The organism is Enterococcus eurekensis (genome assembly GCF_042654605.1).
Lineage (GTDB): Bacteria > Bacillota > Bacilli > Lactobacillales > Enterococcaceae > Enterococcus_I > Enterococcus_I eurekensis.
The window spans coordinates 1-26,631 of the sequence record NZ_JBHSGT010000057.1 but is presented as its reverse complement, the minus strand read 5'-3'; the positions used below and the strand labels follow the sequence as shown (position 1 = coordinate 26,631).

The following is a 26,631-nucleotide window of genomic DNA, read 5'->3' as shown; positions in this document are numbered from 1 at the left end:
CTGAAATGAGTTACCTCATTTTTGAATACTTGTTTTCTTTAAAAGAGACTTTTGGGTCAGCCTCTTTTTAATTCTCGAAATTTCCAACATATTCTTCAAAGTAGCGCATTAAGTCGGCTTTAAATTGTTGGTATTCTTCTTCGCTGTACGTTTTGTCTTCCACTTTTACTTGGAAGAAAGGTAGTTCAAATTCTTCTCTTAAACGTGCTAAAACTTCATCTGGGGTCATTATTTATCCTCTTTTCTTAAAATAAATCAAAGGAGGTGTTCATATTTTCATAGGCTTCACGCATGACACGTAAGTTAATTCGTAGGCGTTCGGTGTCGCGTTCGTTATGAAATAGAATTTGCTTTAATTGGAAATAAAAATCATCAAACGCATTCACATAATTTTCAACTTCACTTGTCTGTAATTCTGGAAAAGTATCGCATCGTAAGTAAGCTTTCTCCGCGATGCTATAAATTTCTGAAGCAGTTAATAAAGCAAGTGATGTATCATAACGACGACTATCGATAAGTTCGTAAACGGCCTGACATTTATTATAGATATTTGAAAAGTCTTTTGATAATAATTCAATTGGTGTTTTTGAAAACATGTAGTTCCCTCCTTTACTCTTATAAAAAATTAAAATAAAACACAAACAGTTTCGGGTGCATAGACATCTTTTTGAACTAAAGTTAAGGTGCCGTTTTTAGAATCTCTTTCATAAAGTGAAAGGTTGTCTGTATTTTGGTTGGCACAAACAATAAATTGTTCGCTAGGATCTAAAGCGAAGTCTCGTGGGTGATCGCCTTCAGTTGAGATTAATTGAATTAATTCAACGTGTGCACCAGCATCGCTAACCGCAAAAACAGCGATTGAGTTATGTCCGCGGTTTGACGCGTATAAGAAACGGCCATCGTTAGAAATACGAATTGCAGCACCACCGCTAAATTCAGTGAAATCTTCAGGTAATGTTGAAATGGTTTGAATGTGCGTAAATGCACCCGTTGTATCGTAAGCTACTACGGTAACCGTGTTAGCCAATTCACCAAAGATATAAGCATATTGACCATCTGGGTGGAAAACTAAATGACGAGGCCCTGTTCCGGGAGTCGCTTGGAATAGTGCAACACGTGTTAATTTTCCTTCAGTGGAAACATCATAAGTATAAACGCCATCTGTTCCTAAGTCACAAACAACTAAACGACCATCTGGTGTTAAATCAGTAAAGTGGACGTGAGCTTTGTCTTGGTTGGCATGTGGACCAGTTGCTTCTTGATGGAAGATAGCGTCACTAGCAGTTAACGAGTCATCTTCATTAATTTTATAAACATTGACTTCACCTTTGTGATAGTTCGCGCCATAAGCTAATTGTCGATTCTCATCAACTGCGATGTAACAAAGTGGAGCGCCTTCTTCGGTTACGGCATTGATAAACTCGTATTGACCGTTATAAGCAGCAGCACCACCACGTTCATCAATCGATGTGACCGTGTATAGATTTTTTTTCTTGCTGACAGCTAGATAAGTCGGGCTATTTTCTTTCGTTAATAATGTTAAATTACGTAATTCTTTTTTGTCCGTATCTAATTCAAGGGAATAGACACCTTCACTTTTACGACGAGTATATGTACCTAATAACATTTTTGTAGTCATGAAAATCCTCCTGCAATTAAAATCTTATGTATTTCTTTTATTTTACCATACTAGTCAACGAAAAAAAAAGAATGTGCTATAATTATGTTATTCATAAAAATAAAGGAGGCACTTATTTCATGCATAAAGCAGAAGTCATTTTTATTGGCGAACATGCGATTGAATCACAAGAACCAATCATCTTATTTTTCGGAGAAGGTGTAACCGATGGGTTGAGAGAGTATTCGGTTATTCAAAAAATAGAAGATCCAGCTTCGATTGAATTAGCTGTAGGAGATTCAATTATATTCGGAGAACAAGAGTATAAAGTCGCACATTTAGGTGAATTTGCGAATAAAAATTTGCAATCAATTGAACATGCTTCTTTTATTTTTTCAGATGAAAATCCACACGAGAAATTAACAAGTAGCGTTTATTTAACACCAAGTGTGATGCCAAAGATTTCTTTAGGAATGACGATTACGTATCAAGGATAAGGAGGGGTTTATTTGGAGAGAAAAGATAAAATTACTTTTTCTTGGTTTTGGCGTTGGTTTTTAAATAATAAAGTCGTTACGGGACTATTAATTGTCTTGCTATTATTGCTGAACACGCTTATTTTTACAAAAGTGGCTTACTTATTTACGCCGTTTTTAGATTTTTTAGCGATCGTTGGGCTCCCCATTATTATGGCGGCTATTTTGTATTATTTAATGAATCCGGTGGTTGATTTCTTAGAAAAAAAGAACGTTAAACGGATTTATAGTATTTTAGGTCTATTTGTATTTGTACTGGGCTTACTTGTTTGGGGAAGTGTTGTCATTATCCCAAAAATTCAAGAACAAACGATTAGTTTCATCACTAATTTTCCTGATTACATTAAGATTGTTGAGTCATCGGTTGACGATATGTTGTCGAATCCATTATTCTCTCAAGTTCAAGAACAATTGGAAGCGTCATGGGAGAAAATTTTTACATGGATGACAGAGATTATTCAAAAATTTTCAAAATCAACTTTTGAAAATATTGGTAACTTCTTTGGTGCAGTTGCATCTGTCTTTATCGCAATTGTGACCATGCCATTTATACTATTTTATTTGCTCAAAGATGGAAAAAACCTAGCACCTTATGCGGTTGCTTTTTTACCAACGAAGTGGCGTAAACCGACGATGAAAGTCTTAAAAGAAATGAACCAACAAGTTTCATCTTACATTCGGGGACAACTAACAGTGGCTTTTCTTGTCGGCGTCATCTTTATGATTGGGTTTGCAATTATTGGTTTGGACTACGCTGTAACGCTAGGGATTATGGCTGGAATTTTAAACTTGATTCCTTATTTAGGCTCATTTTTAGCAATGATTCCAGCTGTTTTCTTAGGTATTGTTGGCGGGCCGATTTTATTAATTAAAGTATTGGTCGTATTCTTGATTGAACAAACATTAGAGGGACGTTTTATTTCTCCATTAATTTTAGGGAATCAATTGTCGATTCATCCAATCACAATTTTATTTGTCCTTTTAACTTCAGGTAAAATGTTTGGTTTAACAGGCGTAATCTTAGGGATTCCCGTTTATGCGGCAGTCAAAGTGTTAATCAAAGCAATTTACGCATGGTATGTCCAAACATCAAAATTATATGAAGATGATCCGATCATACTAATTGAAGAACCAATTCAACAAGTAGAATAAAAAAGACCAACTGAGTGATTTTTCTCAGTTGGTCTTTTTGCTCATTCAATTAGAAGGTTAATGCTAATTCTTCTGCTTTTTTAACAGCTGTAGCAACGATTTCTTCTGCTCTGTCTGGTTGGTGATCCGCACCTTCAACAAAAATTTGTTGAACATTTTCAACACCGATGAAGTTTAGAATTCCTTTAACATATTGAGAAGAGAATTCTTGCCCTTCGTAAACACCACCGTTTGCTTGGATGTGTAATACTTTTTTGCCTTCAGTCAATGGAACGGGACCAGTTTCTGTATAACGGAATGTTTTACCAGCAACGTTGATTGTATCAATCCATGCTTTTAAGCGAGTAGGGATGTTTAAGTTCCATAGACCATTTCCAATAACGACTTTATCTGCTGCTAAAAATTGCTCAGTAGATTCATTGAAGCGAGCGATTTTTTTTTGTTGGCTAGCAGTTAATGCCGTAAACTCTTTACCTGAACGTAAGTCGTTCCAACCAGTTAAAATATCTAAGTCAATCTCTGGAAAATCTTCGTTGAATAAATCTAAAAAAACAATTTCATCTTCAGGATTACTTTTTTTATAACTATCTAAAAAAGTGTAAAAAACTTTCATTGATTTTGAATCTTCTCTAGTTAATGGATGTGCTTTAACAGCTAATAATGTTGACATGACTCGTCTCCTCTATTGGTTTAATTTATTTCTAATTCGAATTATATAAAAAATAGAAATGAATTTCAATACATTTGCCTAAGTCAAAACGCTTACTTTCTTAATTTGCTAGAATAAAAAAATAAAAGGCAAAAAACAGCCTTGATCATAGAATGTTCAAGGCTGAATGAATCTAAGATGCTGATTTCAAAGCTTTCATCCCACCGAGTACGGCAATTGATTGATAACCTTGTTGAGCTAAAAATTGAGACATCGTTTGTCCGCGTCGACCGGCGTGACTAATAATATAGTAGGTTTGATTCTTTGATAATTCATTGAGACGGTTTGGCAGACTCGTGACAGGTATGGAAATCGCGTGTTCATAATGACCTTCGTTGAAAGCTCCTTTATCACGGATATCTAAAATAGCAATGGGTTGGTTAGTTTGCAGCAAATGAAAATCTTGTGCACTAATTGTGTTCATCTATATTTACCTCATTTCTCTGATGCAAATGATTCTAGAGAATTTTTCTTTTTTTTGCAAAGAAAATAAACTAACAGCTAATGATTATTAGAAAAAATTTATTTATATCAAAAAACTATCAGGAAGTTGGACAAGAACCTTGCATTTTAATACAGAATAAAGTAAAGTATATCTGTGCAAGATTGCACCGCCTGTTACTTGGTTTAGCGAGTCACCAACGCTTTACTCAGTCCTGGGTGAATTATAAGAAAGAGGTGGAAACACAATGGCAATTTCAAAAGAACGCAAAAACGAAATCATGGCACAATTTGCTCGTCATGAAGGAGATACTGGTTCACCAGAAGTACAAATCGCTGTTTTAACAGAAGATATCAATACTTTAAATGACCATATCCGCACACACAAAAAAGATCATCATTCATACCGTGGATTGATGAAAAAAATCGGACACCGTCGTAACTTATTAGCTTACTTACGTAATAAAGACGTTATCCGTTACCGTGATTTAATCCAAGCATTAGGATTACGTCGCTAGTCAAGACAAAACGAAAAGTGAGGTTCCTACGAATCTCACTTTTTTACTATGTATTTGGCAACCGTTTTATATTTATCAAAAAATAAAAAAGCTGTGAGAGTTGGCTTTGGCTTACTACTAACCAAAGGAAAATAGTGAAAATTTTGACTCTTTTCCTTTGTTTAGTAGCAGTCACAACTTACAGCGAAAAGGAGAAACTATGACAAAGCAAGTATTTTCAACCACATGGGGCGGACGCCCGTTATCTGTTGAAGTCGGACAATTAGCAAAACAAGCAAATGGTGCTGTTTTAGTACGCTACGGAGACACAGTTGTTTTGACAGCAGCTGTTGCTTCAAAACAAGCAAAAGACACAGACTTCTTCCCGTTAACAATTAACTACGAAGAAAAAATGTATGCTGTAGGTAAAATTCCAGGAGGATTTATTAAACGTGAAGGTCGTCCAAGTTTAGACGCAACATTAACTGCTCGTTTGATTGACCGTCCAATTCGTCCAATGTTCGCAGAAGGCTTCCGTAACGAAGTTCAAGTAACAAACATCGTAATGAGTGTGGAACAAGATTGTTCACCAGCGATGGCAGCGATGTTTGGTTCATCATTAGCGTTAGCAATCTCTGATATTCCATTTGACGGACCAATTGCTGGAGTTGAAGTTGGATCAGTGGATGGCGAATATGTTTTAAACCCAACAATTGAGCAACAAGAAAAAACAACCATTGAGTTATCAGTTGCTGGTACGAAAAAAGCAATCAACATGGTTGAATCTGGTGCGAAAGAAGTATCAGAAGAAGACATGTTAGGTGCATTATTATTCGGTCACGAAGCAATTAAAGAACTTGTTGCTTTCCAAGAAGAAATCGTAGCCGCTGTCGGTAAAGAAAAAATGGAAATTACTTTACTACAAATCGATGAAACTTTACGTGAAGAAGTTTACGCAGCTTATTATGAACTAATGAAAACAGCTGTATTAACAGAAGAAAAATTAGCACGTGAAGAAGAGATTGAAAAAGTAAAAGAAATTGTTAAAGAAGCGTATGCAGAAAAAATTGCAGCTCTTGAAGGCGAAGAAGCAACTCAATTAACAAAAGCAGTGAAACAATTAGCAGAAGACTTAGAAAAAGATGTTGTTCGCGAATTAATTACCATCGATAAAATCCGTCCTGATGGCCGTAAGATTGATGAAATTCGTTCACTAGCCTCTGAAGTGGGTCTTTTACCTCGTGTACATGGTTCAGGTTTATTCACTCGCGGTCAAACACAAGCTTTATCAACTTGTACATTAGCACCTTTAGGCGAACACCAAATTATTGATGGTCTAGGTGTGGAAGAATCAAAACGTTTCATCCACCATTATAACTTCCCACAATTCTCAGTTGGTTCAACAGGTCGTTCAGGTGCACCAGGCCGTCGTGAAATAGGGCACGGTGCTTTAGGTGAACGTGCAATGGCACAAGTGATTCCTTCAGAAGAGGATTTCCCTTATACAATTCGTATTGTATCGGAAGTTTTAGAATCAAATGGTTCTTCTTCTCAAGCAAGTATTTGTGGTGGAATCTTAGCTTTAATGGATGCTGGTGTGCCGATTAAAGCTCCAGTCGCAGGGATTGCAATGGGACTTGTATCTGATGGTGAAAATTATACTATTTTAACGGATATCCAAGGCCTTGAAGATCATTTAGGCGACATGGACTTTAAAGTAGCAGGAACAAAAGATGGAATTACTGCTTTACAAATGGATATAAAAATCCAAGGTATTACAGAGCAAATCTTACGTGAAGCCTTAGCGCAAGCAAAACAAGCACGTATGGAAATCTTAGATGAATTAGTTTCAACAATTGCTGCTCCTCGTGAAGAGTTAAGCCCATACGCACCGAAAATTGAAATGATTCAAATTGACCCTGAAAAAATCAAAGTGGTTATCGGTAAAGGTGGCGACACAATTAATGGAATCATTGATGAAACAGGCGTTAAGATTGATATCGATCAAGACGGTAACGTATCGATTGCTTCATCTGATGCAGATATGATCAAAAAAGCAATCCAAATCATTGAAGAATTAGTTAAAGAAGTGAAAGTCGGCGAAGTTTACTTAGGTAAAGTTGTCCGTGTTGAAAAATTTGGTGCATTCGTTAACTTAATCAAAGGAAAAGATGGTTTAGTTCATATTTCTCAATTAGCACATGAACGTGTGAATAACGTAGAAGACGTTGTCAAAGAAGGCGACGAAATCTTAGTTAAAGTAATGGAAATTGATCGTCAAGGCCGTGTAAACCTTTCAAGAAAAGCAATGTTAGACGAGCCTAAAAAAGACTAATTAATTAACTGCAGCGTGCAGGAACGAAAATTAAATTCGTTCCTGCACGTTATTTTTTTTTGAAAAATATGGGACTTTTTTGTGAATCGAGCATCATCATGGAGGACTTGTGATAAGATAGAAGCAATTCGTTTATCAAAGGAGAAAATCATGTTTCGTAAACTGCAAATCAATGCCCAAAAATGGATGAGAGGGCGCTATGGGATTTTTGATTCACTCAACAAGACACTGATCATCATTAGTCTGATCAGTTTATTCGTCGCGAACTTTGTAGGAATACTTGGCTGGCCATTACGCTTAATTGCTTATGCCTTATTTTTATTTACATATTATCGCTTGTTTTCTAAAAAAAATTATGTGCGTTCGAATGAAAACCAAAAATATATATGGCTAAAATTGAACTTTCAAAAGAAGTTTAAACAACAAAAAACAAAGTTTGAACAACGTAAAGAATACAAGTATTTTCGTTGCAACAATTATTCTTGTAAACAACAATTACGAGCGCCCAAGGGTCGAGGCGAAATAAAGGTAACTTGTTCAAAATGCCAGCAAGTTTTTATAAAAAAAGTCTAAGCATCAGAAGTGATTGAAGGAGTGTATTCAATCACTTCTTTTTGTTTTATGATAGAATAAAGAAGTAAATTGAAAGATTTAAGGAGTTAGATAAATGTTTGAACCCATGGATTTGTTATTTACACTTGATGAAGGTTACTTACAACCATTAAAAGTAGCCTTAACCTCTATTTATGACCAACATTCGAATCAGAAAATACGGATATGGCTCATTCATGAAGTAATTTCCGAAAGAAATCAACAAGAATTGACGTCTTTTGTTATGAATTTAGGTTGGGAAATGCATTTCATTAAAGCCGACGGCACGATTTGGGAGGAAGCACCTACTGTGGAACGCTACCCCAAAGAAATGTATTTTCGCTTATTAGCTGGACAAATATTACCACCAGAAATAACTAAAGTCTTGTATTTAGATCCAGATATTTTAGTCATTAATTCCCTAGACGAACTGTGGAATCTTGATTTAAATGATTATCTCTTTGCAGCAGCGACACATAAACGCATGCTTGATTTAACAACAAAATTCAATCAAATTCGCCTCGATACCGACCATGGTTACTATAATTCAGGAGTCATGCTTATAAATCTAGTGAAAGCCCGTGAACTTGTTGACTGGGCAGATATTCAAGCGGTCATTGGGAAATTTAATAAACTACTCATGTTGCCAGATCAAGACATTTTGAATCATTTGTATGGCAAATATGCACTTGAAATTCCTGAAGAAGTTTGGAATTACGATACACGTTTGTATACGACTTATTTGGCCAAAAGTTTTGGTAAACAAAATATTCAGTGGGTGATGCAACACACGTCAATTTTACATTTTTGTGGAAAACCGAAGCCGTGGAATGAAAAAAGTGACTCGAGATTTACAGCTTTGTATTTAAATTATCAAAATTTAAGCATAAAAATGGATGAAATATCGATTAAAAATCATTAATTTTAAAGAATGGTAATTGACGACTAGGTGGACGGATAATAATCATAAATGACTATAAATGTTGATAATAAGGGATTTTTTGTCAGTCACTCGTTTTATTGGGGATATCTATAAGCTTTACTAATAGTTATCATAATTTTTAGTAAGTAGCAAAAGTCGCAAGATACGTTTAATATTTAGTTGTGAAAGCGATTTACAATATAAGGAGAGATAAATTATGACAAACGAAAGACCCGTAGATTTAAAAGAGTTTTACCCATCAGATTTATTTGGATATGCAGAAGGATTAACAAATGGTGAATTAACTGTGTTAAAAGCTGTTCGTGAAGCTTTAGAAAAACACGTAAAACCAGTTATTAACGAATACTGGGAAAAAGCACAATTTCCATTTGAAGCTTTTGCTGAAGTAGCAAAAACTGGTATGATGGATAGCCCATTACTTTTTGAAGGTCGCGAAGGTTCTCGTAAGCCAAGTGAGTTATACAACGTATTCTTATACTTTGAATTAGCTAAAATGGATGCATCAATTGCAACATTCTACACAGTTCACGGTGGATTATGTTACAACACAATTTTATTAGGTGGTAGTGAAGAGCAAATCAAACATTACGGACCAAAAATCACTTCATTTGAATGGCAAGGTTGTTTTGGTTTAACAGAACCAGATCACGGTTCAGATATCGCTGGTGGTTTAGCTACAACTGCTGAAAAAGTTGGCGACAAATGGATCTTAAACGGTGAAAAACGTTGGATCGGTGGCGCTACAACTGCTGATATCCTACCAATCTTTGCACGTGACGTTGCAGACAATAAAATCAAATGTTTCGTAGTACCTGGCGGAACAAAAGGGTTAACTGCTGAAGCAATTCCTTACAAAGTGGCTTTACGTCCAGTTCAAAACGGTCACATTACATTAGAAAACGTTGAAGTTTCAGATGATACTCGTTTAGTAAACATCAATGGATTTAAAGATGTTTCTCGTATTTTACGCGCAACTCGTGCAGATATTTCTCATTTAGCAACTGGTATGACTGCTGGTTCATTAGAGGCTGCATTACGTTACGTAACAGAACGCGACCAATTTGGTAAAAAAGTTGGTGGCTTCCAATTAGTACAAGAAAAATTAGCAATTATGCAAGCTAACTCAGTTGCAACTTTAGGTTATTCAGTTCGTTTAGCTGAATTACAAGAACAAGGACGTTTCATCGAAGAAAACTCAGCGTTAGCTAAAATGCACAATGCGTTAAGAATGCGCGAAACAGTTGCATTAGGCCGCGAAGTTTGTGGTGGTAACGGTATTACTTTAGATACAGACGTTGCACGTTTCTTTGCAGATGCAGAAGCAATCTACTCATATGAAGGAACACACGAAATCAATGCTTTAATCGTAGGTCGTTACCTAACAGGCATCGGAGCATTCATATAAAAAGAGGTTATAGAATGAGCGATTAACTGTGAGAGATAGCGAAACCTACGGAAAAATGGCCCTTTCATTTTCTCCGGAGGAAGAGTTATCTCCGAACAGTTGCTCATCATATACCGTTTCAAAAAGAGGTTATAGAATGAGCGATTAACTGTGAGAGATAGCGAAACCTACGGAAAAATGGCCCTTTCATTTTCTCCGGAGGAAGAGTTATCTCCGAACAGTTGCTCATCATATACCGTTTCCAAAAAAGGTTATAAAAGAAGCGTTTAGTGACGGGGAATAAGCAAAGGGGTTCTCAAGGATGACCTTGATCCTTGAGAACATTTGCTATTGCACACTAGTGCTTGAGATTGACCAATGGCATCAAGAGGCAATAACCAAACCTTAAAATAAGAACACTAACAAAAATGATATTCATTTTTTGTTAGTGTTCTTATTTTTAAAATTTTTAATGGAATTGTTAGTTAAAGGCAGAAAATCATACATTTTTTTATGGAGGTGGTATAATTAATGAAGAAAATCGAAGAAATGGGTGGAGAAATGGACGTTCAACAATTGTTTTACTTTATGAACATTGTGGAATGTGGTTGTAATTTGTCGTTAGCAGCGAAAAAAATCCACATTACACAGTCCGCATTAAGTCAATTAATTATCAATTTTGAAACGAACGAAGAGTTAGTTTTATTTTATCGCAAAAATGGTCGATTAGATTCATTAACGCCTAGTGGTGAGAAATTATATGCTTACGCACAAGAAATAACCGCACTTCATGATGAAATGCGCGATATGGTGCGAAAAGAAGCCTCAAAACAAAAGGGGACTATTCGTATCGGTTTGCCATCGCTGATTTTAAGAATTTTTTTCTCAGCGTTCTTTCCGAAACTAATGTTAGAAAATCCTAGTATTAAAATCGAGATTATTGAAGGAGGGAGTAATGATTTACGACGGATGCTTTTTCAAAATGATTTAGATTATGCCATTTTAATAGAGCCAACCAGTTTGGATTTAAAGAGTTTTGAAGAACATGTCATTCAAATTGATGAGATGACCGCTTTCATGTCAAAAGACCACCCCCTAGCCAAGAAGGAGCTGCTCGATTGGAGTGACGTGATGGATTATCCAATCGCGACCTTTAACGAGAGTTTCACAACTAATGCCTTAGTTAAAGATAAGCTTCATGCGATATCTGAAGAAAAAGAGCCAACCTTTTTATCTTCTTCTTGGGATTATTTAGTGGAAGCGACAATGGATTCGGAAATTGTCACCATTTTGCCTTCGCCCATTGAGCGAACCATTGACCAAGATCATTACGTTGAGATCCCCTTTCGTGATCCGATTCCATTCAACGTTTTATTATGTCGACATATTAAGAAAAATTACAATGAAGTGGAAGCCTACGTATATGAGACGATTTTAAACTATTTTTATGAACCAGTCGTCCAATAGTTGTCCCTTAAAAACTTTGAACTCGTTGAAATGTCATCGATCGTTCAAAGTTTTTTTCATTAATTATTAAATTAATAAGAACCATTGATAAAAAATCGACTGTTTTATCCAAAAAAAAGAAAAAATATTCTTTCGAAAAAATCAAATGATAAATTGAACAAAACAGTTGTGACAAGGGTTTAAGCTTTGTATTAGCCAAACTAATAGTTCGAATTACTTTTACTTGTTAGATTTTTTTGCCAAATGCTCTTATCATAAGCTTGTAAACGTTTTACAGTTTTCACATGTAAAACACGTTAAAAACGAGGAGGATTCTCAAAAATGAGAGAAGTAGTAATAGTTTCAGCTTTACGTTCACCAATTGGAACATTTGGTGGCCAATTAAAAAATGTATCAGCAATCGATTTAGGTAAAAAAGTAGTGGAGCAATCACTAAACGCTTTAAACCTAGCACCAGAATTAGTTGATGAAGTAATTTTAGGTAATGTATTAGGCGCAGGTCTTGGACAAAACGTTGCAAGACAAGTCAGCATTAACTCAGGTATCCCGCAAGAGGCTTCTGCTTTTACAATCAATAAAGTTTGTGGATCTGGCTTAAAAGCCGTAATTCTTGCAGCACAATCAATCCAATTAGGTGACAACGAAATCGTTGTAGCTGGTGGAACTGAAAGCATGAGTCAAGCAAACTATGTTGTTCCTGATTACCGCTGGGGTAAACGCATGGGTAACGGTCAATTAATCGACACATTACTAACAGACGGTTTAACAGATGCTTTTAACGATATTCACATGGGTATCACAGCAGAAAATATTGCTGAAAAATTTGGATTTACACGTGAAGCGCAAGATGAATTTGCAGCAGCAAGCCAAAATAAAGCAGAAGCAGCAATCAAATCAGGTCGTTTCGCTGATGAAATCGTGCCAATCGAAATTCCAGTTCGTCGTGGCGAACCAGTAGTAATGGACACAGATGAGCATCCTCGTTTTGGTGCAACTGCTGAAGGGTTAGGCAAATTACGTCCAGCATTCAAAAAAGATGGAACAGTAACAGCAGGTAACGCTTCTGGATTAAACGACGGTTCTGCAATCTTAGTCTTAATGACTCGCGAAAAAGCGAACGAATTAGGTCTTGAAGTATTAGCGTCAATCGAAAGCTACGCAACAGCAGGTGTTGATCCAAAAATTATGGGTACTGGTCCAATTCCAGCAACTAAAAAAGCTTTAGCAAAAGCAAACATGACAGTGAACGATTTAGAATTAATCGAAGCAAATGAAGCATTCGCGTCTCAAGCAATGAGTGTTGTTCAAGAATTAGAATTAAATACGGATATCGTTAACGTTAACGGTGGAGCAATTGCTTTAGGTCACCCAATCGGTGCAAGTGGTGCGCGTGTCTTAGTTTCTCTAGTACATGAAATGAAAAAACGTGATGCAAAATCAGGTTTAGCAACATTATGTATTGGTGGCGGACAAGGTATCTCAATGATTATCAAACGTGACTAATCAAATAAACAAAGACAAGGTGAGAAGGAATGATTAAGAATCAGGAGAAGTTAACTGCTATCGTTGAAAATTACGCGAATACAACCATTCGAGAAGTTGCAACGCAATACGATGCGAGCGAACAGTTTCCGCAGGCGGAATGGGACTATTTAGTTAATCTTGGGATTTTATATATGGTTGTTGAACCACCCGAGTCACTCATTCCATCGTACAAAGCTTTTATTCGCTTGATTCGTATCATTTCGAAACAATTCCCTGCTTTAGGAAGTATTTTACTTACTCAAGCAAGCTATGCGATTTGGCCGTTGTTCCAATTTGGAACAGCGGCACAAAAAGCTCGCTACTTAGAACCGCTATTGAAAGGTGAAATCTTTGGCTCTTTTGCTGCTAATGAGATTGATAGTGGAAGTAATTTACAACAAATGGAAACAATTGCACTTGAAACAGCTGAAGGTTGGATTATTACGGGAGAAAAAGCATTTATTTCAAACGCACCGATATCCACATTGTTTTCAGTCGTATCAAAAACAAGATCCTTAAAGGGTGAAGAAGGTTTTGGGGTTTTCTTAATCGATCGTGACACAGAAGGTTTAACAGTCGGCCCATTAGAAAATAAAATGGGGATTAAGTCCCTACCTGTTGCAGGTGTTTCACTAAAATCAGTTTTCGTTCCTCACACCGCACTTTTGGGTGATGTGATGCAAGGTTTGAAGCAAGTCCAATCGGTTTTGAATCGAAACCGACTAGCTATTTCAGCCCAAGCAATCGGTATCGCACAAGGCGCTTTGGATCGCGGACTTGAATACGTTAGTTTTGAGCGCAATATTGGGAAGCGCTTAATTGATTTGAAAACCAATCAATATCGCTTAGCCGATGTCCAAACAAAAATTTTAGCAACGCGTGCGTTTCTATTACAAACGTTGGATGAGGCACCCGATGATACACAACGAGTTGCGATGATTAAATTGGCAGCGTCTGATTTAGCTATTGACGTTACCGAAACGATTATTAATGTAACGGGTGGCTATGGTTACATGCGCAACAATGAAATAGAACGCTTTGTTCGTGATGCTAAAATCACAGCAATTTATGGTGGATCTTCAGACACCCAACGCTATATTATTGCCGAGCCTTGGCGTTTAAAATCATAAAAATAGTTTAGTAATTCTTAGGAGATGACAAAATGAAAATCGAAAAAATTATGGTAATCGGTTCAGGTCAAATGGGTAGCGGTATCGCTCAAGTTTTAGCTGAAGCTGGCTACACTGTATATGTAAATGATATTAAAGAAGAATTTGTTGAAAAAGGGATTGCTAAAATCCATGCATGGTTAGATAAAGCTGTGGCTCGTGGTCGCCGTACACAAGAAGTTGCCGATCAAGTTCGTAACAACTTAATTCCATCAACAGATTATCAAGATGCGAAAGATGCACAATTAGTCATCGAAGCAGCAACTGAAAATCGCGACATTAAATTACAAATCTTTAAACAATTAGCAGAAATTACATCAGAAGGTACAATTTTAGCAACAAACACTTCTTCTTTATCAATTACTGAGATCGCAGCAGCAACAAGCCGCCCAGAAAAAGTAATCGGTATGCATTTCTTCAATCCAGTGCCAGTGATGAAATTAGTTGAAATCAACCGTGGAATCCAAACGGACGATGCAACAGCAGAAGCGATTAAAGAATTAAGCGAAAAAATTGGTAAAACTTCAATCGATATTAAAGATTCACCAGGATTTGCAGTTAACCGTATCTTAATCCCAATGATCAACGAAGCAATCTTTGCATTAGGCGAAGGCGTTGCAACGGCAGAAGAAATTGATGAAGCAATGAAACTTGGTGCGAATCACCCAATGGGTCCTTTAGCATTAGCTGATTACATCGGTTTAGATACTTGTCTAGCAATTATGCTTGTTTTATACAACGGATTTAACGATAGCAAATACCGTCCAGCACCATTATTGAAAAAATATGTTGAAGCAGGTTGGTTAGGTAAGAAAACAAACCGCGGATTCTACTCTTACTAAAAAAGGAGCATTGGAATGGAAAATGTAAATTTGGTTGAATTGACAGTCGAAGCAGGAATTGCTTTTGTAACAATTTCACGTCCTAAAGCATTAAACGCGTTAAGTACAGCTGTAATGGCTGAATTAGAAGAGCGTCTAGATGCAATCGAAAATGATCCAGAAGTTCAAGTTGTCATCGTAACTGGTGCAGGTGATAAATCATTTGTTGCTGGAGCAGACATCGTTGAAATGAAAGATAAAACAGTGATGGAAGGGCGCGAGTTTTCAGCGTTTGGTAACCGTGTCTTCAGTCGTTTAGCGAACTTACGCCAACCGACAATTGCTGCAGTAAATGGTTTCGCATTAGGCGGCGGTTGTGAATTAGCCCTTGCATGTGATATCCGTATTGGTGCCGAAAATGCTGTCTTTGGCCAACCAGAAGTTGGTTTAGGAATTATTCCTGGCTTTGGTGGTACACAACGTTTAAGCCGTTTAGTTGGCTTAGGCTATGCAAAAGAAATGATTTTCACTGGTCGCACAGTGAAAGCTGAAGAAGCAAAAACAATTGGTTTATTAAACCGTGTTGTAACTAGCGAAGCGTTACGCGACGAAGCAGTTAAAATGGCTCAAAAGATTCAAAAAAATGCACCATTTGCCGTTGAATTCAGTAAAGAAGTGATTAACCTAGGTTACGAAATGGAAATCAATGCTGCGCTGAAATTAGAAGCAGAACAATTTGGTTCACTTTTCTCAACAGAAGATCAAACACAAGGAATGGAAGCTTTTGTTGCAAAACAAAAAGCAACATTCAATAGAAAATAATTAACGAATAAGGAGCAAATTTTATGACTCATCAAGAGATGTATCAACAGCGTTTAATGTCCGCAGACGAAGCGGTTTCGAAGATTGAACCAGGAGAAGGTTTAATTTTCCCAATAATGCCTGGTGAGCCGCCAGCTTTACTAGAGGCAATTGGTAGATTAACAACGTTAAAAGGGAATACTTTATACCGTATGTTACCAAGTTTCCCTATACTTGACTTACCAAGCGATCAATTGAAACAAGTTTCAATATTCCTATCAGGAATGGATCGTAAATCAATGAATAATGGCGGAGTTGACTTATTACCAAACAACTTTTCTGATATCCCATCGATTTTAACTCAACGTGAATCTGAGCAAGTAATCATGGCTACTGTTTCGCCAATGGATGAAAACGGCTATTTCTCTTTAGGAACAAGCCCTTCATACGTAGCATCATTAATTGATGATGCAAAAAAAATTATTTTAGAAGTAAATACAAAAATGCCTCGTACATTTGGTGCTAAAAATGGCATTCATATTAGCCAAGTAACTGCTTTAATTGAAAACAACTTTGATTTACCAGAATTAGGAAGCCCAGTTTTAGGCGAACGCGACTTAGCAATTGGTAAAGAAATTGCTGAAATGGTTAAAGATGGCGACACGCTACAAATCGGTTTTGGTGCAATGCCAAATGCGGTTATGGAATACTTAGTTGACAAAAAAGATTTAGGTTTACATACAGAAATGCTACCTGAAAAACTCGTTGATTTAGCAGCTAAAGGCGTTATTACAAACAAATACAAAGAAAACAATACAGGCAAGAGCGTTGCGACATTCGCAATCGGTTCAAAACGTTTGTATGAATTCATGAACAACAACAAAGATATCTTAATGTTACCATGTGACTACACAAACAGTGCATCAACAATTAATGAATTAGATAACTTAGTAGCAATTAACTCTTCAGTTGAAGTTGACTTCCTTGGTCAATGTAACTCTGAACGTGTACAAGGTACGTACTATTCATCAACTGGTGGGCAAGCAGACTTCATGAAAGGCGTTCGTGGCACGAAAAACGGAATAGGTATTATCTGTCTGTATTCAACTGCTAAAGGCGAAAGCATTTCAACAATTGTCCCATATTTATACTCTGGAGCACCTGTAACAACATCTAAAAATGATATTGATACAATCGTAACAGAATATGGTAGTGCACCATTGAAAGGTAAAACAATTCGTGAAAGAACAGAAGCGTTGATTCGTATTTCTCATCCAAAATTCCGTGATGAATTAATCGAAAAAGCACTTGAGTTAAATTACCTTACAAAAGATCAAATCAGTGCTATTATGGAGAATGTATCTGAAGAAGCATAGGACGGAGGCAAATTCATGGAGACTTTACAATTTCATGAAATGACATTAACGTGGTTAGATGGTGGCGATACAACGTTAGATGGCGGATCAATGTTTGGAGTTGTTCCTAAGGTATTATGGTCAAAGCGTTACCCACCAAATGACAAGAACTTAATTGAATTACGCACCGATCCAATCTTGATTCAGTACAAAGGGGTTAATTACTTGATCGATAGTAGTATTGGTCGTGGCAAATTAACCGATAAACAAAAACGTAATTTCGGTGTAACCGAAGAATCAAAAGTCAAAGAATCTTTGCAAGAATTAGGTTTAACGACGGCAGATATTGATTATCTTTTGATGACTCATTTACATTATGATCACGCAAGCGGCTTAACGGAAATTGTTGACGGAGAATTGGTTTCAGTTTTTCCAAATGCTAAAATCATCGTCAATGAAATTGAATGGTATGAAATGCGCCAACCAAATATGCGCTCAAAAGCGACCTATTGGGTTGAAAACTGGGAGCCAATTGAAGATCAATTCGTTCCTTATGAAGACAAGATTCAAATTATACCTGAAATTGAAATGATTCATACCGGGGGACATAGTGACGGCCATGCAATTATTAAATTGCATCAAGCAGGCGAGACGATTATTCACATGGCTGACTTGATGCCAACCCATGCCCACCAAAATCCTTTATGGGTTTTAGCGTATGATGATTATCCGATGACGTCGATTTTTGCTAAAGATCGTATCTTAGCAGAAGCGTATCAAGGAAATTACAAATTCATTTTTTACCATGATGCTTACTACCGTATGTTACAATGGGACCAAGCTGGTAAAGAAATTATTAGTGAGTTAAAACGGGAAGCAAAACCAAAAGTTCCCCTTTTAAATAAATAAAAAAGTAAAAAACTTTTCTCAATTAAGGTTAGTCCTTAATTGAGAGAAGATTTTTTGTCGGGAGGAAAGAATATGAAAAAATTAGTAGCAGAAGCAATTGGAACATTCATTTTAGTCTTTATCGGAACTGGTGGTGCAGTTTTAAGTGGTGAATCAATTGGATATTTAGGTATTGGATTAGGGTTTGGTTTAGCGGTAATGATCGCAGCGTACACTGTAGGAACAGTTTCAGGCGCGCATTTAAACCCAGCAGTTTCTTTAGCAATGTTAATGAACAAGCGCATGAATGTTACAGAATTTATCTATTATATTATTGGTCAATTAATTGGTGCGTTCGCAGGTAGTGCAGCTTTATTATTCATCTTAAATGCTGGTCAAAAAGCAACAGATAACTTAGCACAAACTACTTTCGGTGATACAAGTGCTTTAGGTGTGTTCTTTGTAGAAGCAATCTTAACATTCTTATTAGTATTCGTTGTCTTAATGGTAACAAGCAAATCATCTGGTGTTGGCTATGCTGGTTTAATTATCGGTTTAACATTAGCAGCATTACACGTGATTGGTGTACCAATGACAGGTATGTCTGTAAACCCAGTGAGAAGTTTAGCTCCAGCAGTATTAGTTGGTGGCGAAGCTTTATCACAAGTTTGGGTATACATTGCAGCTCCACTAGTTGGTGGTGCGTTAGCAGCTATCTTAGCAAAAGGTTTCCTATCTTCTGAAGACTAAGAACTCTTAATTAAAAAACACAATGTCTCTTCTTTTGAAAGAGGCATTGTGTTTTTTTGTTTGTTGAGATCAAGAAGTAAATAAAGCGGACAAAGGCAGATCATGGCAAGTGTGACATAAGTAGTTTAGAATAGTTTTAAAGAGTGTTCATTGATCGTCTGATGGAGTAACCCTCTAACAAGCGAGTCAAGGTAGATTATTTATTTGAACAAGGAGTTATTATTGAGAAGTAAATGAGTTGATGATTGATAGCTATAGTAATTGAAAAATAGTTTTCTTACTAGGTGTCATTTGCTTTAATTAATTGAACTTTGTGAAGCACAAGCGTTAAATTAGCGACTTGTTGACAGTTCGAATCGGTACAAGGTTTTAGAAGCGATGCTATTTACTCTGACTGTGTTTCGTTTCTTATCTTATTTTACCGAAACACGAAATATTTGAGGAATAATTTGAGTTTTTGAGTTTCAAAGTTTGAGTTTCATTCTCAATTAGTCTACAATGAATGAGAATGAAAAAATTAATTGGAGGTATTTGCATGTCCGTTTTAGAGATTAAAAACTTACACGTGTCAATTGAAGATAAAGAGATTTTAAAAGGCGTGAACTTAACAATCAATACAGGAGAAATTCACGCAATCATGGGACCAAATGGAACAGGTAAATCAACGTTATCTGCTGCGATTATGGGGAACCCTAATTATGAAGTGACTGAAGGGGAAATCCTTTTAGATGGCGAAAACATTTTAGAATTAGAAGTAGATGAACGCGCGCGTTTAGGTCTATTTTTAGCGATGCAATATCCAAGTGAAATTCAAGGAATCACGAACGCAGAATTCATGCGTGCAGCAATCAATGCTAAACGTGATGAAGACGATAAAATTTCTGTTATGCAATTCATCAAAAAATTAGATGAAAAAATGGCTCTTTTAAACATGGCTGAGGAAATGGCTGAACGTTACTTAAACGAAGGCTTCTCAGGTGGAGAGAAAAAACGTAACGAAATCTTACAATTATTAATGTTAGAACCAACTTTTGCAATCTTAGATGAGATTGACTCAGGTTTAGATATCGATGCATTAAAAGTTGTAGCAAAAGGCATTAACGAAATGCGCGGCGACAACTTTGGTTCATTAATCATTACGCATTACCAACGTCTATTAAACTACATCACACCAGATGTGGTACATATTATGATGGAAGGTCGCGTGGTAATGACTGGTGGCGCGGACCTTGCGAAACGTTTAGAAGCAGAAGGTTATGCAGGAATTAGTAAAGAATTAGGTATCGACTACAAAGAAGAAGAAGCTTAACAGGAGGTTTTTATTGATGAAGAAAAATTTACAAGACTATTTAGGCGCTGTAAAAGTTTTTTCGGCCATCAAAGAAGAACCGACTTGGATGCTGGAATTACGAGAACAAGCTTTAGAAAAAGCAACAACATTAGATTTTCCAAAAATTGAGCGTGTAAAATATGAGCGTTGGCCGCTCTTTAACATTAGCGAAGCAGCATTAGACGGTGAAACGGCTGAAATTACTTCAGTACCAGCGTTTGATGATATGAATAACCATCCAATGGTTGTTCAACAAGACGACGTAACGGTTTTTGAACAATTACCAATTACGTTAACCAACCAAGGTGTCATCTTTACCGACTTATTTACAGCGATGTTAAACCATCCTGAATTAGTTAAAGAATACTACATGACAAAAGCAGTACCGATGGACGAAGATAAAATGACTGCAGCCCATGCGGCATTCATGAATAGCGGAATGTTCTTATATGTTCCTAAAAATGTGGTTATCGAAAAACCACTTGAAGCAATCTTCAACCACAATCAAGCACTTGGTCATCATTTCTATAAACACGTTTTAATCGTAGCGGAAGAAAATAGTGAGTTCAGCTACTTAGAACGATTCAAATCAGAAGGCGAAACAACTGAAAAACTTTCAGGGAACATCGTCGTTGAAATCATTGCAAAAGCTGGAGCAAAAGTAAAATACTCAGCGATTGATCAATTAGGTGAGAATATCTCAACTTATATTAATCGTCGTGGTTATATTTTACGTGATGCATCGGTTGACTGGGCAATTGGTGTGATGAACGATGGCAACATCGTAGCAGACTTTGATTCTGAATTAGTGGGCGAAGGTTCACATTCAGAAGTGAAAATCGTTGCAATCAGTGCTGGTCGTCAAACACAAGGAATTGATACTCGTGTGACAAACCGTGCACCGCATTCGATCGGTCACATTTTACAACATGGTGTTATCCGTGAAAAAGGAACACTAACGTTTAATGGAATTGGTCATATTTTACATGGAGCAAAAGGTGCAGATGCACAACAAGAAAGCCGTATTTTAATGCTTTCAGATGATGCTCGTGGCGATGCGAACCCAATCTTATTAATCGATGAAAACGAAGTAACAGCAGGACACGCAGCCAGCTCAGGTCGTGTGGATCCCGATGAAATGTACTACTTAATGAGTCGTGGCTTACGTAAAGAAGATGCGGAACGCTTAGTCATCCGTGGTTTCTTAGGTTCGGTTATTTCAGCTATCCCAGTGAAGAGCGTTCAACAAGAACTCGTTGACGTAATTGAAGGGAAGTTGAATGCATAATGAATAGCGAAAAGCTTCGTCAAGATTTTCCGATTTTAGATCAGATTGTGAATGATGAGCCTTTAGTTTATTTAGACAATGCAGCAACTACGCAAAAACCAAAGGCGGTAACACAAGCCATCATTGATTATTACAATCAAAACAACGCGAACGTTCACCGCGGGGTTCATACCCTGGCGGAACGAGCAACCACCCAATACGAAAATGCACGCGAAACAACGCGTCGCTTTATTAATGCCAAAGAAACCACTGAAGTCCTCTTCACGCGAGGTGCGACAACTAGTCTTAACTGGGTCGCACAAAGTTTTGGTGATTTAAAAGTTAAAGAGGGCGATGAAATCGTCATTTCTTACATGGAACACCATGCCAACATTGTACCGTGGCAACAATTAGCGAAAGCGAAAAAAGCCACTTTGAAATACATTGAGTTAACGAAAGACGGCGAGCTTGATTTAGCTGATGCCAAAGAAAAAATTACCGATAAAACGGCGATCGTTTCGTTAGCTCATGTTTCAAACGTCCTTGGTGTTGTGAATCCAATTAAAGAATTAACAGTGTATGCCCATCAAAAAGGCGCAGTCATGGTTGTAGATGGTGCCCAAGCGGTACCGCATATGAAAGTCGACGTCCAAGACTTAGACTGTGACTTTTATGTCTTTAGTGGTCATAAAATGTGTGGACCAACTGGTATCGGTGTGCTTTACGGCAAACGTGAATGGCTTGAGCAAATGGAACCCGTCGAATTCGGTGGGGAAATGATTAATTTCGTTCATTTGCAAGATAGTACCTGGTCAGAGCTTCCTTGGAAGTTTGAAGCCGGTACGCCAAACATGGCTGGAGCGATCGGATTAGCTGCCGCAATTGATTATTTAGAAGCAATTGGATTAGAGGAAATCCATCAATATGAAGCTGAAATCGTGCGCTATGTTTTACCAAAACTAGCCGCGATAGAAGGCTTAACGATTTATGGTCCAACCGATCCAGAAAAACGGACAGCCGTGATTGCTTTTAACATCGATGGCGTGCATCCGCATGATGTCGCAACAGCGATGGACATGCAAGGCATTGCCGTGCGCGCAGGACACCATTGTGCACAACCATTACTAAAATATTTAGATGTCTCAGCGACTGCTCGTGCTAGCTTTTACTTTTATAATACAAAAGCCGAAGCGGACAGCTTAGTTGAAGCCATTTATGCAACGAAGGAGTTTTTCAATCATGGCACTATCTAAATTAGATAACTTGTACCGCCAAGTGATTTTGGACCATTCAAGTCATCCCCATCATCACGGAACCTTAGGCGAAGACAGCCAAAAAGTTGAATTACACAATCCAACGTGTGGCGATATCATCACCTTGGAAGTCCAATTAAAAGACGACATCATCGAAAAAATTGCTTTTTCAGGTCACGGCTGTTCGATTAGCACAGCGAGTGCCTCAATGATGACCGATGCGGTAATTGGTAAAACATTAAAAGAAGCCAGCGAACTGTCTGAATTGTTTTCAGACCTTGTTCAAGGTAAAGACGTCGATGCTGAGCCGTTACAAGATGGCAGCATGCTTGGTGGCGTCGCAAAATTCCCCGCACGAATAAAATGTGCCACACTTGGCTGGAAAGCATTGAATCAAATCATTGCCAATCCAACAGTGAAAGAACATAAAGAAAATATCGAAGAGTAGGAGTGAGAAAACATGAGTGGTGTACCAGAATTAGAAGAATATCAATATGGCTTCCATGACGACTTCCAACCGGTTTTTAGTACAGGTGAAGGTCTGACAGAAGAAGTCGTTCGTGAAATCTCACGAGTAAAAGATGAGCCAGAATGGATGCTTGATTTCCGTTTGAAATCATTAGCTGCTTACCATAAAATGCCAATGCAAAATTGGGGTCCAAGCTTAGAAGATTTGGATTTTGATTCGATTAAATATTACCAAAAAGCGAGTGACAAACCAGCAAGAGACTGGGATGACGTACCAGAAAAGATTAAAGAAACATTTGAACGTATCGGAATTCCAGAAGCAGAACGTGCTTACTTAGCCGGAGCTTCTGCGCAATATGAATCAGAAGTGGTTTACCACAATATGAAGGAAGAATTCCAAAAATTAGGAATCATCTTTACCGATACCGATTCCGCTTTAAAAGAATACCCAGAAATCTTCAAACAATATTTCTCAAAATTAGTCCCACCAACGGACAACAAATTAGCCGCATTAAACTCTGCCGTTTGGTCAGGTGGCACATTTATCTACGTACCAAAAGGCGTACGTGTCGATGTCCCATTACAAACATACTTCCGGATTAACGCAGAAGGAACAGGCCAATTTGAACGTACATTAATCGTCGTCGATGAAGGCGCAAGCGTGCATTACGTTGAAGGCTGTACCGCTCCAACCTATTCATCAAACAGTTTACATGCGGCAATTGTTGAAATCTTTACCCTAAAAGATGCTTACTGCCGTTACACAACCATCCAAAACTGGTCAGATAACGTGTATAACTTAGTGACAAAACGTGCCCGTGCGGAAGCCGGCGCAACGGTTGAATGGATTGATGGGAACTTAGGTGCCAAAACAACAATGAAATACCCAAGTGTTTACCTAGAAGGTGAAGGCGCACGTGGAACAATGTTGTCAGTCGCATTTGCGAACGGCCAACAAATCCAAGATACCGGTGCAAAAATGATCCATAACGCACCAAACACATCAAGCTCAATCGTTTCAAAATCAATCGCGAAAAGCGGTGGTGAAGTAAACTACCGAGGACAAGTAACATTCGGTAAAAACAGTGCCGGCTCGATTTCTCATATCGAGTGTGACACAATTATTATGGATAACGAATCAAAATCAGATACGATTCCATATAACGAAATCCACAACAGTAACGTTTCACTAGAACATGAAGCGAAAGTATCAAAAATCTCAGAAGAACAATTATACTATCTGATGAGTCGTGGTCTATCAGAACTCGAAGCGACAGAAATGATCGTAATGGGCTTCGTTGAACCATTTACCAAAGAATTACCGATGGAATACGCGGTAGAATTGAACAGACTGATTCAGTATGAAATGGAAGGGTCTGTGGGATAATAAATTTAAAGAGTGCCAAAACATTGAATTAACAATGTTTTGGGCTCTTTTTTTGTTGTGTGATTTTAGAGTAAATGCCAAATTAAATGCCATTTGCTAAAAATTAACATATTTTGCAAATCGTTCTCCTGTTTCTCTAACCTTTTCGGGAGTAACATGGGTATAAATATTCATAGTTGTTTTGACATCTTTATGTCCTAATCGTTCTTGAACTTCTTTGATACTAGCACCAGACTCAAAAAGTAAACTGGCGTGAGTGTGTCTAAAACCATGCAAAGTAATTTTAGGTAAATCATACTTTTCAAGAATATTATATAACCAATCATTGGGTGCTTGAGGATAGTACAATTCATTGAATTTGTTTGTAAAAAGGAATTGAGTATGTTAAATATAGGACTGATAGGATAAAAAATAGAATTAGGGAAATAGAAGCAGAAACAAAGAAAATAAGAGATGAAATAGAAAGAGAAATACTTGAACAAAGACAAAGTATAAGAAATGATGTAAAACCAATAACTACAATCAAAAGTGAAATAATAGAGAGCCAAGAAAAACTGATTTTACTTTTAGAAAGTGGATCAGCTTCAAAAGACCAAGTAGAAAAATTAAAGGGAGATATTGAAAATCAAAAAGAATTGTTGGATAAAAAGAGAAAAGTTTTAAAACTAGATAGGATTGATAATCTAAAAATTTTATAGAAGCTTTATCACCTCGTCAAGGCGGGGTGATTTTTATATTAAATCTTGATAAAATTAATTTTTGTTTTACATGTTATAATAGCAGTGTATGAAAATAAATTTAAAATAAAAGTAAAATATATTGATCTAATAAGAAAGGATGTTATTAAATGGAAAAACAAAGAATTGCAATTCAAGATACTTATGGAGAAAGGTTTCAATATTGTTGGGGATGTGGACCTAAAAATGAAGAAGGCTTACATTTAAAATCTTATCCATCAGAAAGTGGAGAAGAATCTATCTGTAAATTCACACCAGAAAGCAAATATACAGGGGGAGTTCCTAAAAATCTTTTTGGTGGAATGATAGCGATGATTTTTGACTGCCACGGAACTGCTTCAGCAGCTTGGTTTAAACACAGAGATAAGGGTTTAGAGCTTACTGAAGATACTGTAATTCTTCGTTTTGTTACAGCAAGACTTGAAGTTGATTTTAGAAAACCAGTTCCTATGGACAAAGAAGTAACTGTAACAGCAAGAGCTGAAGAAATTGGCGAAAGAAAAGTTATTCTTAATATGGAAATGGAAGTTGAAGGGGAAGTTAGAGCAAGATCAAAAATGGTTGCAGTTGCTGTAAAGGATAATATGTAATCTTTTATTTTGATATACGGATTGTCAAATTAAGTTATAATGAAATGATTTCTGAAATAGCTCCTCAAAAACATAATGCCATACTAAATGCCATTGGTTTGATTTCAGCTTAATATCATTGATTATATTATAAAGTATTCTACATAATAAATGTTGATATTAAGCTGTTTTGTCCCTCTATTATTGTTAAAAAATCTAATGGAAGGGTCAGTGGGATAATATCATTTTAAGTCTTTGGAACGTTGTTAAATCAATGTTTCAAAGGATTTTTTATTTAAATTATTTTTCGTTGGCACGAATATTGGAACATCAGGTGAAATATTATTAAGATTAAAAACTATTTATATGAAGACTGTGGATTAGAAAAGGGCTCTGAGATAATTTTGTTAATATCTATCAATCAACTTCAAAATAAGATTCAAATGGTCTATGATAGAAGAATGTGAAAAGGGGAATCCCCGAGTGAGTAATTTATTAATGAATCATCTCTAGATAATCTCCTAGTTCCTCAGTAAAGAAATATAAATAAACATTTTTAGGTAGAGTATATAACCTGAATAATTCATAGCTTTAATTCTTTGGCACATTTTATTGAAATATGTATCACTAATATCCCTA

General features: G+C 36.8%; 26 protein-coding genes and 1 pseudogene. 21 read left to right on the top strand and 6 right to left on the bottom strand.

Annotated features, from left to right (window positions below):
- Nucleotides 1-67: 67 nt before the first annotated feature.
- Genes ACFO3L_RS09565 through ACFO3L_RS09555 form a run of 3 tightly spaced genes read right to left on the bottom strand, consistent with a single transcriptional unit; the run spans nucleotide 68 to nucleotide 1,639 of the window.
- The gene (locus tag ACFO3L_RS09565) at nucleotides 68-229 is read right to left on the bottom strand and encodes a hypothetical protein (protein ID WP_379966590.1); all 162 of its coding nucleotides are present in this window, start codon (nucleotides 227-229) and stop codon (nucleotides 68-70) included.
- A gap of 16 nt (nucleotides 230-245) precedes the next feature.
- Entirely contained in the window at nucleotides 246-596 is a 351-nt protein-coding gene (locus ACFO3L_RS09560) for a hypothetical protein (protein ID WP_379966587.1), read from the bottom strand.
- A gap of 29 nt (nucleotides 597-625) precedes the next feature.
- Nucleotides 626-1,639 (bottom strand): lactonase family protein, encoded by a 1,014-nt coding sequence (locus ACFO3L_RS09555; RefSeq protein ID WP_379966584.1) that lies wholly within the window; start codon nucleotides 1,637-1,639, stop codon nucleotides 626-628.
- A 119-nt stretch (nucleotides 1,640-1,758) separates the two neighbouring features.
- Between ACFO3L_RS09555 and ACFO3L_RS09550 the strand changes: the two genes are divergently transcribed.
- Nucleotides 1,759-2,115 (top strand): PTS glucitol/sorbitol transporter subunit IIA, encoded by a 357-nt coding sequence (locus tag ACFO3L_RS09550; protein ID WP_379966581.1) that lies wholly within the window; start codon nucleotides 1,759-1,761, stop codon nucleotides 2,113-2,115.
- 12 nt (nucleotides 2,116-2,127) lie between these two features.
- The gene (locus tag ACFO3L_RS09545) at nucleotides 2,128-3,306 is read left to right on the top strand and encodes an AI-2E family transporter (protein WP_379966578.1); all 1,179 of its coding nucleotides are present in this window, start codon (nucleotides 2,128-2,130) and stop codon (nucleotides 3,304-3,306) included.
- Between the two features lie 49 nt (nucleotides 3,307-3,355).
- Here the strand turns inward: ACFO3L_RS09545 and ACFO3L_RS09540 are convergent, their stop codons facing one another.
- Together ACFO3L_RS09540 and ACFO3L_RS09535 are read right to left on the bottom strand one after the other, a co-directional pair.
- Complete coding sequence (locus ACFO3L_RS09540; RefSeq protein ID WP_379966575.1) at nucleotides 3,356-3,976, bottom strand: FMN-dependent NADH-azoreductase; 621 nt, start codon at nucleotides 3,974-3,976, stop codon at nucleotides 3,356-3,358.
- A 172-nt stretch (nucleotides 3,977-4,148) separates the two neighbouring features.
- Entirely contained in the window at nucleotides 4,149-4,439 is a 291-nt protein-coding gene (locus ACFO3L_RS09535; RefSeq protein ID WP_379966572.1) for a rhodanese-like domain-containing protein, read from the bottom strand.
- A gap of 265 nt (nucleotides 4,440-4,704) precedes the next feature.
- Here ACFO3L_RS09535 and rpsO point away from each other — a divergent pair, with 265 nt between their 5' ends.
- The 18 genes from rpsO (at nucleotide 4,705) to sufB (ending at nucleotide 24,686) form a co-directional block, all read left to right on the top strand.
- Nucleotides 4,705-4,974, top strand: coding sequence for a 30S ribosomal protein S15 (gene rpsO / locus ACFO3L_RS09530; protein WP_379966569.1), 270 nt, complete (start codon nucleotides 4,705-4,707; stop codon nucleotides 4,972-4,974).
- Between the two features lie 199 nt (nucleotides 4,975-5,173).
- Nucleotides 5,174-7,288 (top strand): polyribonucleotide nucleotidyltransferase, encoded by a 2,115-nt coding sequence (pnp, locus tag ACFO3L_RS09525; RefSeq protein WP_379966566.1) that lies wholly within the window; start codon nucleotides 5,174-5,176, stop codon nucleotides 7,286-7,288.
- Between the two features lie 150 nt (nucleotides 7,289-7,438).
- Nucleotides 7,439-7,861 (top strand): hypothetical protein, encoded by a 423-nt coding sequence (locus ACFO3L_RS09520; RefSeq protein WP_379966563.1) that lies wholly within the window; start codon nucleotides 7,439-7,441, stop codon nucleotides 7,859-7,861.
- A gap of 94 nt (nucleotides 7,862-7,955) precedes the next feature.
- Nucleotides 7,956-8,801, top strand: coding sequence for a glycosyltransferase family 8 protein (locus ACFO3L_RS09515; protein WP_379966560.1), 846 nt, complete (start codon nucleotides 7,956-7,958; stop codon nucleotides 8,799-8,801).
- Nucleotides 8,802-9,018: 217 nt separating this feature from the next.
- Nucleotides 9,019-10,227: an acyl-CoA dehydrogenase FadE gene (gene fadE / locus ACFO3L_RS09510; protein ID WP_379966557.1), complete on the top strand. Its 1,209-nt coding sequence runs from the start codon at nucleotides 9,019-9,021 to the stop codon at nucleotides 10,225-10,227.
- A 540-nt stretch (nucleotides 10,228-10,767) separates the two neighbouring features.
- A complete protein-coding gene (locus ACFO3L_RS09505) occupies nucleotides 10,768-11,673 on the top strand; it encodes a LysR family transcriptional regulator (RefSeq protein WP_379966593.1) in 906 nt (301 codons plus the stop codon).
- Between the two features lie 321 nt (nucleotides 11,674-11,994).
- Complete coding sequence (locus ACFO3L_RS09500; protein ID WP_379966554.1) at nucleotides 11,995-13,176, top strand: acetyl-CoA C-acetyltransferase; 1,182 nt, start codon at nucleotides 11,995-11,997, stop codon at nucleotides 13,174-13,176.
- Nucleotides 13,177-13,205: 29 nt separating this feature from the next.
- Complete coding sequence (locus ACFO3L_RS09495; RefSeq protein ID WP_379966551.1) at nucleotides 13,206-14,327, top strand: acyl-CoA dehydrogenase family protein; 1,122 nt, start codon at nucleotides 13,206-13,208, stop codon at nucleotides 14,325-14,327.
- A gap of 32 nt (nucleotides 14,328-14,359) precedes the next feature.
- Nucleotides 14,360-15,208, top strand: coding sequence for a 3-hydroxybutyryl-CoA dehydrogenase (locus ACFO3L_RS09490; RefSeq protein WP_379966548.1), 849 nt, complete (start codon nucleotides 14,360-14,362; stop codon nucleotides 15,206-15,208).
- A 15-nt stretch (nucleotides 15,209-15,223) separates the two neighbouring features.
- Nucleotides 15,224-16,009 carry an enoyl-CoA hydratase-related protein gene (locus ACFO3L_RS09485; protein ID WP_379966545.1) on the top strand — a complete coding sequence of 262 codons (786 nt, stop codon included), beginning with the start codon at nucleotides 15,224-15,226 and terminating at the stop codon, nucleotides 16,007-16,009.
- 23 nt (nucleotides 16,010-16,032) lie between these two features.
- Nucleotides 16,033-17,364, top strand: a complete 1,332-nt coding sequence (locus ACFO3L_RS09480; RefSeq protein ID WP_379966542.1) for an acetyl-CoA hydrolase/transferase family protein — start codon at nucleotides 16,033-16,035, stop codon at nucleotides 17,362-17,364.
- Nucleotides 17,365-17,379: 15 nt separating this feature from the next.
- Nucleotides 17,380-18,252 (top strand): YtnP family quorum-quenching lactonase, encoded by an 873-nt coding sequence (locus tag ACFO3L_RS09475; protein WP_379966539.1) that lies wholly within the window; start codon nucleotides 17,380-17,382, stop codon nucleotides 18,250-18,252.
- A 72-nt stretch (nucleotides 18,253-18,324) separates the two neighbouring features.
- A complete protein-coding gene (locus ACFO3L_RS09470; protein WP_379966536.1) occupies nucleotides 18,325-18,981 on the top strand; it encodes an MIP/aquaporin family protein in 657 nt (218 codons plus the stop codon).
- A gap of 535 nt (nucleotides 18,982-19,516) precedes the next feature.
- Entirely contained in the window at nucleotides 19,517-20,290 is a 774-nt protein-coding gene (gene sufC, locus ACFO3L_RS09465; RefSeq protein ID WP_379966533.1) for a Fe-S cluster assembly ATPase SufC, read from the top strand.
- A 16-nt stretch (nucleotides 20,291-20,306) separates the two neighbouring features.
- On the top strand, nucleotides 20,307-21,599 hold the full coding sequence (sufD, locus tag ACFO3L_RS09460) for a Fe-S cluster assembly protein SufD (protein WP_379966530.1): 1,293 nt from the start codon (nucleotides 20,307-20,309) through the stop codon (nucleotides 21,597-21,599).
- Entirely contained in the window at nucleotides 21,599-22,831 is a 1,233-nt protein-coding gene (locus ACFO3L_RS09455; protein WP_379966527.1) for a cysteine desulfurase, read from the top strand. The genes sufD and ACFO3L_RS09455 overlap by 1 nt, the downstream gene beginning before the upstream one ends.
- Entirely contained in the window at nucleotides 22,818-23,279 is a 462-nt protein-coding gene (gene sufU, locus ACFO3L_RS09450) for a Fe-S cluster assembly sulfur transfer protein SufU (protein WP_379966524.1), read from the top strand. Before ACFO3L_RS09455 ends, sufU begins: the two co-directional genes overlap by 14 nt.
- Nucleotides 23,280-23,291: 12 nt before the next feature.
- Nucleotides 23,292-24,686 (top strand): Fe-S cluster assembly protein SufB, encoded by a 1,395-nt coding sequence (gene sufB / locus ACFO3L_RS09445; protein WP_379966521.1) that lies wholly within the window; start codon nucleotides 23,292-23,294, stop codon nucleotides 24,684-24,686.
- Nucleotides 24,687-24,782: 96 nt separating this feature from the next.
- Here sufB and ACFO3L_RS09440 read toward each other — a convergent pair.
- Nucleotides 24,783-25,064: pseudogene (locus tag ACFO3L_RS09440) on the bottom strand (tyrosine-type recombinase/integrase); the annotation flags it as partial.
- A 469-nt stretch (nucleotides 25,065-25,533) separates the two neighbouring features.
- On the opposite strand from ACFO3L_RS09440, the gene ACFO3L_RS09435 reads away from it, so the two are divergent.
- A complete protein-coding gene (locus ACFO3L_RS09435; RefSeq protein ID WP_019131942.1) occupies nucleotides 25,534-26,013 on the top strand; it encodes an acyl-CoA thioesterase in 480 nt (159 codons plus the stop codon).
- Nucleotides 26,014-26,631: the final 618 nt, after the last annotated feature.